We start from the raw sequence: 16,917 nt of genomic DNA, 5'->3' as shown, positions 1-16,917 counted from the left end.
CCTCGTCAACGAAACCGCGGGACTTCCGGAGGCGGCGGCCCGGCAGCTGGAGCAGGAGGCGTTGCCGTCGGCCGGCCGGTTGACGGCGTCGCAGTTCGAGAGGAAGACGAGGAAGCTGCGGGAGAGGATCGATCCGGAGTCGATCACGGCCCGGCATGTGCGGAGCGTGGCCGACCGGGCGCTCAGGTTCGACCCGGCCCGCGACGGGATGGGCTGGCTCAGCGCCTACCTGCCGGCGTCGGACGCTCTCGGCGTTTACGGCCAGGTGACGGACCGGGCGATCGCCCTGCAGGGGCCGGACGAGCCGCGCACGCTCACCCAGCTGCGCGCGGACGTGTTCCGCGACCTGCTCCTGCAGACCGGCTGCGCGGAGACTGGCTGCACGGAAGCCGGCTGCACGGAGGCCGGCTGCACGGAGGCCGGCGGCACGGAGCCCGGCTGCACGGAGACGGCCGGGGCGGCCGGCAGCCTGGGCGGGCTCCGGCCGAACCTGATCGTGACGGTCCCGATGCTCACCCTCCTCGGCGTGACCGAGGAGCCCGGCAGCCTCGACGGGTACGGGCCGATCGATCCGGACACGGCCAGGGCGCTGGCGGCGAAGTGTCCGAGCGCGGTGCGGATCCTGACCCACCCGGAGACCGGCGCGGTGCTCTCGGTCGGCCGGGACCGGTACACGATCCCCGCGTCGCTCCGCACGATGCTTCAGGTGCGGGACGGCACCTGCCGGCACCCCGGGTGCAGCCGGGCGGCCAGCCGCTCGGACATCGACCACGGCCTCGACTGGGCATTCGGCGGACGAACCGACCACAACAACCTCGCCCACCTCTGCCCCGCCAGCCACGCCCTCAAACACGAGGCCGGCTGGAAAGTCAGCCAGGCCAAGGACGGAACCGGCACCCTCACCTGGACAACCCCGACCGGCCACACCTACGTGACCGAATCCGAAACCATCATCGGCACCGCCATCAGCGCCGAACTCCGACGTAAAGTCGACGCGCCCGACGGCCCGGCCAGCGAGGAGTAGAGGGGGCAGTTGGGCCCAGGAGGGTCCCTGAGGGTCGTCGCAGTCGACGTCGAAGCCGCATGAGCAAATCTCACACCCCGGCATGATGTCTACCCCCTAAGGGGGACACGGGCACCCCCTGCATGGGGGGTTTGACCCCCCTTGACCGGGTGACAACTCCGCCAAGAGACTGTGGGCCTTGGCAGGGACCCGAAGCCTGCCATACCCGGAGGACCCCATGCAGGTTTCAGGCGGCAGCCCCATTCGTGCACGCTTTTTCTCCGGGGGCCGCACTCGTGCCCGGCTCGCCGTCATCGCCACGCTCGCGCTGGTGCTCGGGCTGCTGGGCGCCCCGCCAGCGTTCGCGTCGACCGCGAACAGTGCTGTCTTCTCGGGCGGCACCGGGACGGTGTCGGTCGGGGGAGTCCTCTACGCCAGGCAGGGCGGCGCGCTGACACTGACCGTCACCACGAGCAGCGACACGAAATGCGTCGAGGTCGTCGGCGCGTTCGCCGCCGGCGACGTGTCGGCGACAGGGAAGACAAGCTGGACGTTCACCACGACCGCCGGTGCGGGAAACGGAAGCCAAACGGTGACCGCCGCCGCCTCACCAAACGTCAACGCGCAAGGCAAATGCACCGGCCCGTCGAGTTCGGCCCAGGGCTCGTACACACTCGACAACACCGGTCCGACCGTCACCGGTACCCTTGCCCCGGCACCCAATGCGGCCGGCTGGAACAAGGCGAACGTCGGAATCACCTGGTCCGCGAGCGACGCCGGCTCCGGCATGTCATCGGCACCCACGCCCTCGACGGACTCCGTCAACGCGAACACGGCAGTCACCGGCACCGTCAAGACAGCCACCGCAGCCGACCGGCTGGGCAACCCTGGAAGCGGAACCGTCACGGTCAGGCTCGACAAGACCCAGCCATCCATCGACGCCAACCGCAGCCCGGCGGCCAACGGTGCCGGCTGGAACAACACCAACGTCACCGTCGGATTCACCTGCGCTGACACACTTTCCGGAATAAAGTCCTGCACCGGCGGCGGGTCCGTCGTCCTCTCCGCCGAGGGCGCGAACCAGTCCGTCCCCGGGACCGCCGTCGACAACGCCGACAACACCAACACCTCGGGCGTGACCGGCATCAACATCGACAAGACGGCGCCGTCCCTGACGGGCGCCCCAACCACCCAGCCCAACGTCGCCGGCTGGTACCGCGGAGACGTCTCCATCGACTGGACCGCTACCGACGCGCTGTCCGGCATCGCCGGCGCCGCCCCCGCGTCCAGCACGATCTCGGGCGAGGGAACGGGACTCACCGTCGGCGCCAGCGTGGGCGACCTGGCCGGCAACACGCGCAACGCCACGAGCCCGGCCGTCAGGATCGACCGGACGCCGCCGACGACCGGCATCAGCGGAACCTCGAACACCTGGACCAACGGAACCGTCACCGTGTCCTTCTCGCCGGGTGACAACCTCTCCGGCGTCGCATCCACCTCGTATGCCGTCGATGGAGGCCCGGAACAGAGCGGCACCGGCTTCACATTGGCCGCCGAGGGCGACCACACCGTGACCTTCCACAGCACCGACCTCGCCGGGAACGTCGAGGAGACGCGCACCGCGCACGTCAAGATCGACAAGACCGCACCCAGCATCGGCCACACCTTCACCCCGGTCGGCTACAGCGACGGCGCCTGGACGAACGCGAACGTCACGGTGACCTTCCTCTGCACCGACTCGGGATCCGGCATCGCCGCCTGCACCGCACCGGCCACGATGAGCACCGAGGGGGCGTCGCAGCAGGTTGTCGGAACCGCCACCGACAACGCCGGCAACTCCGCCGGAAACACCGCCGTCGTCAGCATCGACAAGACGCCGCCGACGGTCACCGCCGGCGCCGACCGCGCACCGAACGGCGCGGCCTGGTACCGCGACGACGTCACGGTGTCCTTCGAAGCCGCAGACGCCCTCTCCGGAATCGCGAGCTCTCCTGCCGCCCGAATCCTGGGCGAGGGGGAGAACCAGTCGGCCTCCGGCACGGCCACCGACGCCGCGGGCAACAGCGCGAGCGCCGAGCTCACCGGCATCAACGTCGACAAGACCGCGCCCGTTCTCACGGCCTCCTTCCCGGCCGGCTGGCACACCGCTGATGTGGCCGTCGACTGGACCTGCACCGACGCGCTCTCCGGGGTCGCGACGCCGCCCACGGACGACGTGGTGGACGGCGAAGGGAACGACCTTGGCTCCACCCGCTCCTGCACCGATGTGGCCGGCAACACGGCCACGAAGACCGTCAGCGGGATCACCATCGACCGCACCGCCCCGACGACCAGCGCCAGCGTCCCGGTCGCCCCGGCCAGCGGCTGGTACACCGCAGGCGTCCTGGTCAGCCTGGCCGGTCAGGACTCCCTCTCCGGCATTGACGACACCTTCTACAGCGTCGATGGCGGAGCAACGCAGGGCTACGGCGCCCCCTTCACGTTCACTACAGCGGGAACCCACACCATTGCCTTCTGGAGCACGGATGTTGCGGGCAACCTCGAGGCGGCGACCGGCGAGATCACGCTCCGTATCGACGTCGCGCCCCCGGTCACCACGGTGATCAACCCGATCTCGCCGGCCAGCGGCTGGTTCGTGACGAGCGGCATCCCGGTCGCCTTCTCCGCGACGGACGACCACTCCGGCGTCGCCGCGACGCAGTATTCCATCGACAACGGACCCACCTACACCTACGGCGGCGACGAGTTTGAGGCCGTACTGTCGGTCGGCTCTCACTCGATCGCCTACTGGAGCGTGGACGTCGCGGGCAACGCCGAGACTGTCCGGTCGACGACCGTCTGGGTCGACACGGTCCGCCCGACGATCACCGGCGAGGCCTCCCCGGCCGCCAACGGCTTCGGCTGGAACAACACCGATGTGAACGTCACGTTCACCTGCACGGATACCGTCTCCGGCATCAACCCGGCCGTCGACTGCGGCCCCGACGTCACCCTCGACGCCGAGGGCGCGGACCAGGTCGCGGAGGGCGTCACGGCGGATGTCGCCGGCAACACCAACTCGGCCACGGTCGGCCCGATCAGCATCGACAAGACCGCGCCGACGCTCTCCGGTGCGGCCACGACCGCCGCCAACGGTGCCGGCTGGTACCGGGGCGACGTGACCATCGACTGGACCGGAGCCGACCTTCTGTCCGGCATCGAGGACCAGGCGGCCGACAGCGTCATCACCGGCGAGGGCGCCGACCTCGGCGCCTCCGCGATCGTGTCCGACCGTGCCGGGAACGAGGCGTCCGCAACGGTGAGCGGCGTGAAGATCGACCGCACCGCCCCGGTCATCGAGGGACAGGCGACCACCTTGCCCAATGCCGCCGGCTGGTACCGGGGCCAGGTAACCGTCGACTTCACCTGCAGCGACCTGCTGTCCGGGGTGGCGGTTTGCCCCACCAGCGAACTGGTCAGCGGCAACGGCCCCCACCAGAGCGCCACCAGCGGCCCGGCCACCGACCAGGCCGGCAACGACAACCCCGGGCTGACCGTCGGCGACATCAACATCGACGGCATTGCCCCGAGCACCACCGCCGACAACCTGTGCTCCGCGGTGAACGGCTGGTGCAAGGGCCAGACGGCCACGGTCGTGCTCAGCGCCGACGACCAGCCCGGGCTCTCCGGCGTCCGGGAGATCCACTACGCGATCGGCAACGCCGCCGTGCAGGTGGCCGCCGGGTCTGCCGCGACCGTCACGGTTCCCCTCACCGGCAGCGGGTCGGGCAGCGTGAGCTACTGGGCCGTCGACAACGCCGGCAACGCCGAAGCCGCGAACACCGTCGACCTCAAATGGGACAACATCGCCCCGACGGTGTCCCACACCCTCTCGCCCATGCCGAACGCGAGCACCTGGAACAGGAGCGACGTCACGGTGACCTTCACCGCGACGGACCACGATCCCGGATCCGGCGTGGCAAGCGTGACGGCCCCGGTGACCGTCGACGCCGAGACCCCGCTGGCGGGGCTCCTCGTTTCCGGCTCCGCGGAGGACACCGCCGGCAACGTGGGCACCGACGCTGTCACGGTCCGGCTCGACAAGACGGCGCCGCGCATCATCGGCGGGATCGCCTCCGGGACCGCCGGTGCCAACGGCTGGTACCTGGGCCCGGTGTCGGTGCACTTCGACTGCACCGACGCCCTCTCTGGCGTCGCAGCCTGCCCCGGCGACGTGACGCTCACCGACAACGGGACCAACACGGCGGGCGGCACGGCAACCGACATCGCGGGCAACACCGCCTACGGCACCGTGCCCGGCATCCGCATCGACCAGGAAATGCCGAGTACGAGCGCCCACGTGTCCGGCACCAACCCCAACGGCTGGTACACCGGTCTCGTGTCGGTGACCCTCGAGGGCCACGACGACGTATCCCAAATCGACACGACGCGCTACAGCCTCGACGGCCAGGACGCGGCGGAATACACCGCCCCGCTCTCCGTCGGCAGCCAGGGCACGCACACCGTGACGTTCTGGAGCACCGACCTCGCCGGCAACGTCGAGAGCGTGAACACGCTCACCTTCCAGGTGGACCGCGTCGCTCCCGTCACCACAGTGATCAACCCGGATGCCCCCGCGTCCGGCTGGTTCCTGACCGGCGCCGTTCCCGTCGAACTCTCGGCGACTGACTCCGGGTCCGGCGTCGCCGGAACCTACTTCACGATCGACGATGGCCCCGCCGTCACCTACGGCCAGCCCCTGCTGACCGACCTGGCCACCGGCCGTCACACGATCACCTACTGGAGCGTCGACCAGGCCGGCAACACCGAGGCGAAGCGGGACCTGTCCGTGGACGTGGACGCCGTGAAGCCGACCATCGCCAGCTCGGCCAGGCCCGTCGCCAACGACTTCGGCTGGAACAACACAGACGTGGACGTGACCTTCCTCTGCGACGACGCCGACTCCGGGATCGCCGGCTGCGGACCGAACAGCACCGTCGCCAACGAGGGAGCCGGCCAGCTGGTCTCCGGCACGACGGCCGATGTCGCCGGCAACACGAACTCGGCCACGGTCGGTCCGATCAGCATCGACAAGACCGCGCCGACCCTTTCCGGCATCCCCACGACCGGCCCGAACGGCGCCGGCTGGTACCGCGGCGACGTGACAATCGACTGGACCGGCGTCGACGGCCTGTCCGGGATCGCCCAGCAGCCCGCGGACAGCCTGATCCTCGGCGAGGGAGCGGACCTCGGCTCCTCGGCGGACGTGGCCGACCGTGCCGGGAACGAGAAGCACGCGATCGTGACGGGCATCCGGATCGACCGCACCGCCCCGGTGCTCGAGGGCCAGGCGACCACTCAGCCCGGTGACGCCGGCTGGTACCAGGGCCAGGTCACCGTGGGCTACACCTGCACCGACGCCCTGTCCGGAATCGCCGCGTGCCCGACAAGCCGGGTGGTCAGCGGCAATGGAGCCGGGCAGAGCGTCACCAGCGGCCCGGCCACCGACAAGGCCGGCAACGACAGTGCGGCCCTGACCGTCGGCGGCATCAACATCGATGGCCTGGCCCCCGACACCACGGCCGACAACCAGTGCAGCAAGACCAACGACTACTGCACCGGCGACCACGCGACGGTCGTGCTCAGCGCCGTCGACCAGGCGGGGCTGTCCGGGGTCCGGGAGATCCACTACACGGTCGACGGCGGCGACCCGCAGGTCGCGCCCGGCGCGAGCGTGACGCTCAGTGTGCCGCTGGCCGGAAGCGGCACGGGCACCGTGAGCTACTTCGCCGTCGACAACGCCGGCAACCGGGAGACGGCCGGCGGAGTCGCCCTCAAGTGGGACAATATCGCCCCGACGGTTTCCCATCTGCTCTCGCCGCTGCCGAACGGCAACGACTGGAACAAGAGCGACGTCACGGTCACGTTCTCGGCCCGGGACGACGACGCCGGCTCCGGCCTCGTGGCAGGGTCTGTGACCGCCCCGGTGACCGTCGGCACCGAGACTCTCGTGACCGGGCTCACCATCCAGGGCCAGGCCACCGACACCGCCGGGAACATCGGCAGGGATTCGGCCACGGTGAAACTGGACAAGACGGCGCCGACCATCACTGCCGCGATCGTCAGCGGCAGCCAGGGCACGAACGGCTGGTACACCGGGCCGGTCACGGTGCGGTTCGCCTGCGCCGACGCCCTCTCCGGCATCGCCGCCTGCCCGGCCGACGTGACGCTGACCGACAACGGGACCAACACGGTCACCCGTACGGTGGCCGACAACGCGGGCAACACAGCCGCCGCCACGCTGTCAGGAATCAGGATCGACTCCTCCGCGCCGACCATCACCAACGTCAACTTGGCCAGCGGGTTCTACCTGCTCGGCGCGGCCCCTGCCGCGACCTGCACGGCCACCGATGCGGTCTCCGGTCTCGCCGGAACCTGCACGGTGACGGTGACCGGCGGACGCCCGAACGGTGTCGGCACGTTCATCTGGACCGCCACTGCCACCGACGCCGCCGGCAATACCGTGACGACGACCGGGACCTACCAGGTGATCTATCGCTTCGACGGGTTCCTGCAGCCGATCAACGACACCGCGCACCAGGTCGGTCTCACGACCAGCGTCTTCAAGGGCGGCAGCACCATTCCGGCAAAGTTCCAGCTGCGCAAGGCGGACGGAACCCCGGTGCTCTCGAACACGGCGCCGGTCTGGCTCACCCCGGTCAAGGGCGCGGCGATGACCATGGCGATCGACGAGACCGTCTACGCCATCACGGCCGACACCGGACTGGTATTCCGGGTCGACGGAACCCAGTACATCTACAACTGGAAGACACCCGCCGGCGGCAACTACTACGGTATTGGCGTCAGGCTGGACGACGGGCAGGTCTATTACGTCAGCATCGGACTGCGCAAGTAACCATGGCCGATGCCGCCGCTGAACCCGTCTCGTCTATCGCCGCGCCGCTCCTCGGACGGGCATCCGCGACGCAGCGCTGGTCCCACGTCGCGTTCCTGCACTGGAGGGTGGACGCGGCGGCCGTGGCACCGCTGTTGCCGCCCGGCCTGCGCCCCGACGAATTCGAGGGCACGAGCTGGGTTGGCCTGATCCCGTTCGTCCTGGACCGGGCGACGGTGTTCGGCAGCCCGCCGGTGCCCTACTTCGGTTCCTTCGTCGAGGTGAACGTGCGACTCTACGCGGTCGATGCGCTGGGCCGGCGCGGGGTCGTCTTTGTCTCGCTCGAGGCCTCCCGCCTCGCGGCTGTCCTCGCCGCCCGGGCGTTGTTTTCGCTGCCGTACCGGTGGTCCCGAACGAGCGTCGACGTCTCGGCGGGGGAGTTCCACTACAGCGCGCGCAGGCACCTGGCCGGATCGCTGCACTCCGACATTGTCGTTCGCCCGCGGGATACGCGCGTCGAGGGAGACCTCCTGGCCGACTTTCTCACCGCACGGTGGTCGCTCTTCACTCGAGTCGGCGGACGCACCGTCCGGCTCCGCAACCACCACGAACCGTGGGAGCTTCACACAGCCGAGCTGGCCAGCCTGGACGACACCCTGCTCGCCGCCGCCGGCTTCCCCGGCCTGGCCTCGCGGCCACCGGAATCCGTGCTCTACTCACCGGGCGTGACCACGCGGTTCGGCGTGGTGGCCTGACCTGCGCCTCACGCTGAGAGTCGGCAGGAAAGGCGTGGCATCCGCGAGCGGCAGGCGTAATCTGTGTGCATGTGTAGCTTTCGTCGAGGGGGGATGTCATGACCCGCGTGTATCTCCGCTGGGTTCCGGCCGCGGTCGTCACCGCCGTGATCACTGCCGGCGCGCTGGCCGTTCCGCTCCAGGCGGGCGCGTCCGTCGACCTGCCCGACAAGACCCCGCAGGAAGTCCTGGAGCTGATCGGCGACAGCACGAAGGACTCGCTCTCCGGCACGATCGAACAGACCTCCAATTTGGGCCTGCCCGACCTCTCAGCGGGCGGATCAGCGGGCGGATCAGCAGGGGGCGACGAGGCGGCCTCCGCGCTCGAGCTGCTCACCGGAGACCACACGGCGAGGGTCTACGTCGACGGCCACGACAAGAAACGCGTGCAGGTGATGGACCGGATGGCCGAGCGCGATCTGATCATCAACGGCTACGACGTGTGGCTCTGGGATTCCAAGGAGAACACGGCCACCCATGTGGCCGTCCCGCCGCACGACAAGGGGGACTTCCCGAAGCCGGGCGACACACCGACGCCGGCTGAACTGGCCGAGAAGTTCCTCGAAGCGGTCGACCCAGCCACCGAGGTGACCGTCGATGACGACACGGAGGTGGCCGGACGCACGGCCTACGACCTCGTGCTCACCCCGCGCAGTTCCGAGGACACCCTGGTCGGATCCGTCTCGATCGCGGTCGACTCGGAGACCGGCCTGCCGCTGCGCGTGCAGGTCACGGCCCAGGGCGAGACCGAGCCGGCGTTCCTGCTCGAGTTCACGGAGCTGAGCCTGGAGACGCCGGATGCCGACATCTTCGAGTTCGAGCCGCCGCCTGGTGCCACGGTGAAGGAGAAGGAGCTGCCCGAGCACCCGTCGAAGGACGGAAAGACCGACGGTGACCACGATGACTTCCCGGGGGAGGTCAGCGGAAGCGGCTGGGACACCGTGATCGAGCTGCCCGCTGGATCTGCCCCCGCCGAGCTCACCGAGTCGCCTATGTTCGCCCAGGCCACGGAGGCCGTGGACGAGGGAGCGGTGCTGTCCACCACACTGCTGAACATTCTCATCACCGACGACGGGCGTGTGTACGTCGGATCGGTCCCGGTCGAACGGCTGCAGTCGGCAGCCGCCGGTGGGTGAGCAACCGAACCCCGCCGTCGAACTGGCGATCGAGACCCGTGGACTGACCAAGCGGTTCGGCCACCAGACGGCCGTCAACGCCGTCGACCTCGCCGTGCCTCGAGGGTCGGTGTTCGGATTCCTCGGGCCGAACGGCTCCGGGAAGACCACCACGATCCGGCTGGCCCTCGGCCTGGCCGCGGCCACCAGCGGGCAGGTCAGCGTGCTCGGCCAGACGATGCCCGGCCGGCTGAAAGATGTTCTGCCGCGCGTCGGAGCGCTGGTCGAAGGCCCCGGCTTCTACCCGTTCCTCTCCGGCGCGGCGAACCTGCACCGCCTCGACTCGGCCGACCGGTACGCCCCCTCGGCCACCCGGCGAGCACGCGTTCACCGTGCGCTCGACCGGGTCGGCCTCGGCCACGCGGCCGGTAAGAAGGTGGGCGCGTATTCGCTCGGGATGAAGCAGCGGCTCGGGCTGGCCAACGCCCTCCTGATGCCGCGCGAGCTGCTGGTGCTGGACGAGCCGACCAACGGGCTCGACCCGCAGGGCACCCGCGAGGTGCGCAACCTCGTGCGGTCGCTCGCGGCCGAGGGCACGACGGTTTTCGTGTCCAGCCACCTGCTCGCGGAGGTGGAGCAGATGTGCTCGCACATCGCGGTGATGAGTGTCGGTAGCCTGGTCGCCCAGGGCACCCTCGACGAGCTGCGGCGGGCGGGCGAGTCGCGCGTGCGCGTGCGCACCCCCGACATCGCCGCCGCGCTCCGCGTGCTCGCCGCGCTCGGGCTCGCGCCGGAGCAGACGGAACCGCCCGGGCGGGCCGGCGGCGACGGCAACGACGACAGCCACGACGACGGGGTGGTCAGCGCGCCGCTCGCGCCGGACAGCCGGCCGGCCGAGGCGATCGTCGCGGCCCTGGTCGCCGGCGGCGTGCGGGTGCGGGGCTTCACGGTCGAACGGGCGAGCCTCGAGGACCGATTCGTCGCTCTCACGGGGGAGGGGTTCGACATTGCCCAGTGAGAGACCCAGTGTGGTGAGTGGTCCGAGGGACGTGGGTGGGGGCATCCGGCGTGCCCGTCCGTCCGTGGGCTGGGCGCTCTTCGCCTCGGAACTTGCCGTGTTGTTCCGCCGCCGGCGGACCTGGGCGATGCTGCTCGCGCTGGCGGCGGTCCCGGTGCTGATCGCCGTGGCCGTGCGGTTGTCGTCGTCGCCGCCTGAGCCCGGACGAGGGCCGCCGTTCCTCGACCGCGTCACCCAGAACGGGCTCTTCGTGAGCATCACCGCGCTCGTCGTCTGCATCCCGTTGTTCCTGCCGCTGACCGTGGGGGTCGTCGCCGGCGACACGATCGCCGGCGAGGCGAACCTCGGCACCCTGCGGTACCTCCTCGTCGTCCCGGCAGGGCGGGTGCGGCTCCTCCTGGTCAAGTTCGCCGGAGCGGCGGCGTTCTGCCTGGCCGCAACCCTGACGGTCGTGGCATCGGGTGCGCTCATCGGCGCCGCGCTCTTCCCGGTCGGGCCCGTCACCCTGCTTTCCGGCGACACGATCAGCGTGGGCGAGAGCATCCTGAGATCGCTCCTGGTGGCCGGCTACGTCACCGTGTCCCTGCTCGGACTCTCGGCCATCGGGCTGTTCATCTCCACCCTGACCGTCGTACCGGTGGGCGCCATGGCCGCCACCATCGTGCTGTCGGTCGTGGCCCAGGTGCTCGGCGCCCTGCCCCAGTTCGAGTGGCTGCACCCCTGGCTGTTCAGCCACTACTGGCTCGACTTCGCCGACCTGCTGCGCCAGCCGATCGCCTGGACCTCGTTCGGCGACAACGCCCTGCTGCAGGCCGGCTACGCGGCGGTCTTCGGTGCCCTCGCCTACGGCCGGTTCGTGACCAAGGACATCCTGTCCTGACCCGGGATCCGGCCACGGCCCGGCCGGTTCCCGGCCGGGTCAGGCCGTGCCGCCGAGCGGGATCACGAGGCAGGTTCGGGCATCCGACCAGGCAGCATGCGTTCCGAGTTCACCGCAGAGCGTCTGCATCCGCTGGGCGATCGCCCGCGCACTGCCCCGGGCGAGGCGGGCCTGGAAGTCGATGATGATCGTGGGGTACAGGCGCAGCTCCCGGGGGATGCCGGCGTCGGTCTCCAGAAGGAAGACGAAGGACTGGTCGTTCCGCGCGAATTCGTCGACGGCATAGTCATCGATGAAGTCGCCCGCGCTGTAGATGATCGGCCGGTCCCGGTAGACCTCCACGCCGCGAACGATGTGCGGCGAATGCCCGTACACGACGCCCGCGCCGGCGTCGATCAGGGCATGCGCGAACGTGCGGTGATCGCCGGGCACGTCGAAGCCCCAGTTCCCGCCCCAGTGGGCGGAGACGATGAGAAGGTCGACCCGGCTGCGGGTGTGCCGCACGAGGTCCAGCAGCTCCCGAGCCCGGGCGTCGTCGACATCGATCGGCACGTAGTGAACTCCCGGTGCCGCCGCCTCGGCTTCCCATCCCGGCTCGTTGTCGGTCACGGCCAGGAAGCCCACGCTGAGCGTGTCCGCCTGGCAGATGGCCGGCCGGCGGGCGTGCTCGAGGTCGACCCCGGCGCCCGAGTGCAGGATCCCGTGCGCGTCCAGCGTGTCGAGCATCTCGCGCAGGGCATCCGCGCCGTAGTCGAGCACGTGGTTGTTGGCCAGCGAGACGACGGTGAAACCGGCCGCCCGGAGGCTGTCCACGTTCCGGGTGTCCGAACGGAAGCGAAAGACCTTCGCGGGCCAGGCGGTGCCGTCGTCGGACAGCACGAACTCGAGATTGCCGACCCGGATGTCCGCACTTGCGAGCAGGGGGAGGGTGGAGCCCCAGGGGTACGCGGGCCCGACGCCGGTGAACTCGGCGTCTGCCAGGGCGTCATTGACCAGTCGCCCGAGCATGACATCCCCGACGAGGGCGATCAGCATCCCGTGCCTCCTAGAATCCGGTGGGTTCCGTTTCGTACTCGGGCTCTTCCTGACGCGGTTCATGGTGCAGGGGAACCAGCGCGGTGGTCTCCTCGAGCCAGATCAGCGCGTCGTAGCGGCTGCCCATCCGGGTCGGCACGTAGTTTCCGGCCTCCCGGCCGGGCTGGTAGACGACGCCGATGGCCCGGTGGGGCAGCCACGCGCCGAGCCAGGGGCCGGCGCGGGCGTCGGGGAACAGGAGCAGGGCATCCGTGCCGAGCACGTTGTGCAGGAGGCCCTCGTGGCTGGACGGGCCGGCATCCGGAACCGTCAGCACCTGTTCCGGCGAGCCCCACGCGCCGGCTGCGAGCACCGAGCCCCGGTGCGAGGCGAAGCCCACCAGCGCCACCCCCTCGTCGGCGTGGCGCTCGCGCAGGAGCTGGCCGACGTTGACGAGTCCGTCGCGGGTCATGTCGGTGGCCCTGGCATCGCCGACGTGCGTGTTGTGCTCCCAGATCATGCCCTTCGATCGCGGCCCGTGGTGCTCGGCCAGCCGGTCGATGGTGTCCGCCATGTGGATGTCCCGGACGTTCCACGATTCGCGGTCACCGCGAATCATGACCCGGTAATAGCGTTCGGCGTTGGCGGCGACCTCGGCGTTCTGCGCCGCGGCGAAGGCGTCCTCGTCGCCGTGCCGGGTGCGCTGCCGCACCTCGGCGAGGAGGGCGACGACGTCGGGCTCGCACGACTCGGGCACCAGGCGGGTGCTCCAGGCGTAGTTGTGCGGGTTGTGCCGGTAGGGCATGAAACAGCGCCAGGCCAGCCGGGCGGTGTGCACCGCGTCGGGTTCGTGCACCTCCAGCCACGAGATGATCTCGCTCAGCGAGTCCCAGAGCGAGTACACGTCGAGCCCGTAGAAACCGACGGCCTCCGCGGGAGGCCTGGTGGCGTTCCATCCGCGCAGCCAGGTGAGGAATTCGGCGACGTCCTGATTGGCCCACAGCCAGGTCGGCCAGCGCTCGAAGCGGGACAGCAGCCCGTCCGCGTCCTGGTCCCGGTCGTCCTGTCCACGCACCCAGCGGTTGATCCGCCAGCAGTCGGGCCAGTCGCCTTCGACACCGATCCAGGTGAAACCGTGCTCCTCGATCAGCCGCCGGGCCAGGCGGCATCGCCACCGGTAGTACTCGTGGGTGCCGTGCGAGGCCTCGCCGATGCCGACGAAGCGCGCGCCGCCGATCCGCTCGACCAGCGGGTCGAGGTCGTCGGTTCCGGCGAGCGGGCGGGCCAGGGACCGAATCTCCCGGGCCGCATCGGACTCACCCGGATGCGCGCCGAGCGTCATGTCGGCTCGTCGCCGGGCAGGAGGTGCCGCACGAACCAGTCGCGGGCGAGGGAGGCAGCCTGGCTGAGGGTACCAGGCTCTTCGAACAGGTGGGTGGCGCCCTCGACGACCTCCAGTTCGTTCGGGCAGGTGAGCTGGGCCTGGGCCCAGCGGTTGAGTTCGAGAACCGTGTGATCGAAGCTCCCGACGATCAGCAGGGTGGGAGCCTGCACCTGGGCCAGCCGAGGCGCGGCGAGGTCCGGCCTCCCGCCGCGCGAGACGACCGCCGAGATCTGGGCGCCCTCGTCGGCTGCGGCCCAGAGTGCGGCGCCGGCGCCCGTGCTTGCCCCGAAGTAGCCGATGCGGCACGACGCGGCATCCGGCCGGCTCTTCAGCCACCGTGTCGCCGCGGCGAGCCGGTGTGCGAGCAGTTCGATGTCGAACACGTTCGCCCGGTCCAGTTCCTCGTCGGGCGTGAGCAGGTCGAGCAACAGCGTGCCCAGACCGGCCTGCTGCAGCACCTCGGCGACGAACCGGTTTCGGGGACTGTGCCGGCTGCTGCCGCTGCCGTGGGCGAACAGCACCACGCCCGTCGCGGGCTCGGGGAGGTGGAGGTGGCCCTCCAGGGCGAAGGCGCCGAGCGGGATCTGCACGTCGCCGTCGAAATCGGGCGCGTCGGTCCGGGTGCGGCGCATCCGCTGGTCTGCGGCCTCGAGCAGGGAGACGACCTCATCGTCGCCGGTGGCCGAGAAGTCGCGATAGAAGGCGCCCACCGCGCCGAAGAATTCCGGCGTCGAAATGCATACGATTTCGTCGGCCTCGGGGAACGTGCGGATGGTGTCCGCAGGCGCCACCGGCACCGCCAGGACGACCTTCGCGGCGCCGAGGTGGCGTGCGACTTCGCAGGCGACCCGCGCCGTGGCCCCCGTCGCAATGCCGTCGTCGACGATGACCGCGGTGCGACCGGTCAGGGCGATGCGCTCGCGTGTGCCGCGAAAACTCGCCACGCGGCTGTTCAGCAGCGCCCGTTCGCGTTCCTCCACCGCACGCATTTCCTGTTCGGTGACCGGGATCTGCCGCAGCACGCGGTCGTTGAGAACCCGGGCTCCGCCCTCGCCGATGGCCCCCATGGCGAGCTCGGGCTGGAAGGGGACGCCGAGTTTGCGCACGACGATGACGTCGAGGGGGGCGTTCAGGGCCTCGGCGACTTCGAACGCCACGGGAACGCCGCCGCGGGGGAGGCCCAGCACGACCACATCCTCGCCGCGCAGGTATTCCAGTCGTGCCGCCAGCTGCCTGCCGGCAGCCACCCTGTCAGAAAACACGACCACGGCCCTGCACCTCCCAAGTGGGGCCCCGCGCCCAGGTGCGCGGGGCATGCGGACATCATCGTCCCGAGCGCGGGGGTGCACCAGTGCCGGCAGGGCAGACCCGGGCGTGAATCAGGTGCGCTGAACCAGATCAGGTCAATCAGGTCAGTGGCGCGTGCCCCGCGCACGGTCACCGGGCCGCGCTGCCCAGCCATTCTCGTGCTGCGACGACGAGCGCCTCAACGCCGGTCGCGAGTGTCGGTTGCATCACGGGCGCGTAGTGCGGCGAATGGTTGGTCGGGATGTCACTGCGGATGGTCCCCGCCGACTCCGCCGCCGCGTATTCCTCGGGATCGGACCCGCCGAGCATCCAATAGACGAGGGGAGCGCCGGCAGCCGATGCCAGGTTTCCCACGTCTTCGCTGCCGGTGAGCGCCCCCGGATCGAACATGCGTGCCTCGCCGAAGGCCGCCCGGAACGCCGCCATCGTGCGTTCGGAGGCGACGGGATCATTCACCGTGACCGGATACCGCTCGGCGTAGCTGAATTCAGGCGGCGTCGTGGCGCCGGATGCCATCGCTTCGGCCGTGACGATTCGTTCGACGGCGTCAATCACCCGGGCCCGCACGCCCTCATCGAAACTGCGGATGCTGATCCCCAGTCGAGCCTCGTCCGAGATGATGTTGCTCGTGGCGCCGACATGCAGGCTGCCGATCGAGACAACTGCCACCTCCTGCGCGCCCACCTCGCGGGCCACGACCCCCTGCAGGCGCATGACCGTCGCAGCGGCCATGACCACAGGGTCAATGGTGGTCTCGGGCTCCGAGCCGTGGCCCCCTCGGCCGAACATCCTGACGTTGAGACTGTCCACCGCGGCCATCGCCGGGCCGGGGTGAGCGCCGAGCTTCCCCGCGGGGAAGGGGAAGACGTGCTGGCCGAGAACGACATCCGGCAGGGGAATCTTCGTGTACAGGCCGTCGTCGACCATGACCTGCGCGCCGCCCCCGTTCTCCTCTGCCGGCTGGAAGAGGGCGATGAGGGTTCCGGACCACTGGCTTCGCGTGGCGACCAGCTGCTCGAGCGCCCCCAGGAGGGCGGCCATGTGGATATCGTGCCCGCAGGCATGCATGACGGGCACGTCAGTGCCGTTGCCGTCGATGCCGCGCGCGGTGCTCGAGTACGGCAACCCGGTGTCTTCCTTCACCGGCAAGGCGTCCATGTCGGCCCGCAGCATGACGACGGGACCCTCACCGGTCGTCAGCACACCGACCACTCCGGTGCCGCCGATCCCGGTCGTCACATCGAGTCCGAGCGCGAGCAGGCGTTCGGCGATGAGTGCCGAAGTCCGGTGCTCGGAGAACGAGAGTTCCGGGTTCTGATGCAGGTCCATATAGAGCTCTTCGAGTGGGGTGCTGCTTCCGGCTGCCGAGTTCATCGTCATCGCTCCTCAAGCGTCTGCGCGGTTCTCCGCAGCGCCCGGTTCTCCAACGCGCGGTTCTCCGCAAGACTCTCAGGCTAGTTGACGGCTGCGCCGAATCGGTCCGGATCCGCCGGTCCCGGGGCGGCTCGGGGCAGCAAAAAAGCCCCG

At 70.1% G+C, this 16,917-nt stretch carries 10 protein-coding genes; 6 read left to right on the top strand and 4 right to left on the bottom strand.

Annotated features, from left to right (window positions below):
- The 6 genes from BLQ39_RS04690 to BLQ39_RS04665 form a co-directional block, all read left to right on the top strand.
- Positions 1-1,024: HNH endonuclease signature motif containing protein (locus BLQ39_RS04690; RefSeq protein WP_143006460.1), on the top strand; the 1,024-nt coding region annotated here is incomplete at its 5' end.
- Positions 1,025-1,241: 217 nt separating this feature from the next.
- Entirely contained in the window at positions 1,242-7,898 is a 6,657-nt protein-coding gene (locus BLQ39_RS04685; RefSeq protein WP_092322103.1) for an OmpL47-type beta-barrel domain-containing protein, read from the top strand.
- Positions 7,899-7,900: 2 nt separating this feature from the next.
- Positions 7,901-8,632: a YqjF family protein gene (locus tag BLQ39_RS04680; RefSeq protein ID WP_092322101.1), complete on the top strand. Its 732-nt coding sequence runs from the start codon at positions 7,901-7,903 to the stop codon at positions 8,630-8,632.
- A 98-nt stretch (positions 8,633-8,730) separates the two neighbouring features.
- Positions 8,731-9,807 (top strand): LolA family protein, encoded by a 1,077-nt coding sequence (locus BLQ39_RS04675; protein ID WP_174775335.1) that lies wholly within the window; start codon positions 8,731-8,733, stop codon positions 9,805-9,807.
- Positions 9,800-10,804, top strand: coding sequence for an ABC transporter ATP-binding protein (locus BLQ39_RS04670; protein ID WP_241986925.1), 1,005 nt, complete (start codon positions 9,800-9,802; stop codon positions 10,802-10,804). Before BLQ39_RS04675 ends, BLQ39_RS04670 begins: the two co-directional genes overlap by 8 nt.
- Before the next feature lie 31 nt (positions 10,805-10,835).
- A complete protein-coding gene (locus BLQ39_RS04665; protein WP_092322100.1) occupies positions 10,836-11,684 on the top strand; it encodes an ABC transporter permease in 849 nt (282 codons plus the stop codon).
- A gap of 39 nt (positions 11,685-11,723) precedes the next feature.
- Here BLQ39_RS04665 and BLQ39_RS04660 read toward each other — a convergent pair whose 3' ends face one another.
- The 4 genes from BLQ39_RS04660 to BLQ39_RS04645 all read right to left on the bottom strand — a co-directional run bounded on the left by BLQ39_RS04660 (position 11,724) and on the right by BLQ39_RS04645 (position 16,764).
- Complete coding sequence (locus BLQ39_RS04660; protein WP_092322098.1) at positions 11,724-12,719, bottom strand: CapA family protein; 996 nt, start codon at positions 12,717-12,719, stop codon at positions 11,724-11,726.
- Between the two features lie 10 nt (positions 12,720-12,729).
- The gene (locus tag BLQ39_RS04655) at positions 12,730-14,040 is read right to left on the bottom strand and encodes an erythromycin esterase family protein (protein ID WP_092322097.1); all 1,311 of its coding nucleotides are present in this window, start codon (positions 14,038-14,040) and stop codon (positions 12,730-12,732) included.
- Positions 14,037-15,350 (bottom strand): phosphoribosyltransferase, encoded by a 1,314-nt coding sequence (locus BLQ39_RS04650; RefSeq protein WP_194088477.1) that lies wholly within the window; start codon positions 15,348-15,350, stop codon positions 14,037-14,039. The genes BLQ39_RS04655 and BLQ39_RS04650 overlap by 4 nt, the downstream gene beginning before the upstream one ends.
- A gap of 169 nt (positions 15,351-15,519) precedes the next feature.
- Positions 15,520-16,764, bottom strand: a complete 1,245-nt coding sequence (locus tag BLQ39_RS04645; RefSeq protein ID WP_092322135.1) for an amidohydrolase — start codon at positions 16,762-16,764, stop codon at positions 15,520-15,522.
- Positions 16,765-16,917 lie beyond the last annotated feature (153 nt).

Origin of the sequence: Cryobacterium psychrotolerans, from assembly GCF_900101115.1 — a bacterium.
Taxonomy (GTDB): domain Bacteria; phylum Actinomycetota; class Actinomycetes; order Actinomycetales; family Microbacteriaceae; genus Cryobacterium; species Cryobacterium psychrotolerans.
The sequence above is the reverse complement of the archived record's forward strand: the minus strand, read 5'-3'. Positions and strand labels throughout refer to the sequence as shown.

Coding starts and splice junctions, on each gene's coding strand:
- BLQ39_RS04655 (WP_092322097.1), bottom strand. CDS start 14,040: ATGACGCTCGGCGCGCATCCGGGTGAGTCCGATGCGGCCCGGGAGATT.
- BLQ39_RS04675 (WP_174775335.1), top strand. CDS start 8,731: ATGACCCGCGTGTATCTCCGCTGGGTTCCGGCCGCGGTCGTCACCGCC.
- BLQ39_RS04660 (WP_092322098.1), bottom strand. CDS start 12,719: ATGCTGATCGCCCTCGTCGGGGATGTCATGCTCGGGCGACTGGTCAAT.
- BLQ39_RS04685 (WP_092322103.1), top strand. CDS start 1,242: ATGCAGGTTTCAGGCGGCAGCCCCATTCGTGCACGCTTTTTCTCCGGG.
- BLQ39_RS04680 (WP_092322101.1), top strand. CDS start 7,901: ATGGCCGATGCCGCCGCTGAACCCGTCTCGTCTATCGCCGCGCCGCTC.
- BLQ39_RS04645 (WP_092322135.1), bottom strand. CDS start 16,764: ATGAACTCGGCAGCCGGAAGCAGCACCCCACTCGAAGAGCTCTATATG.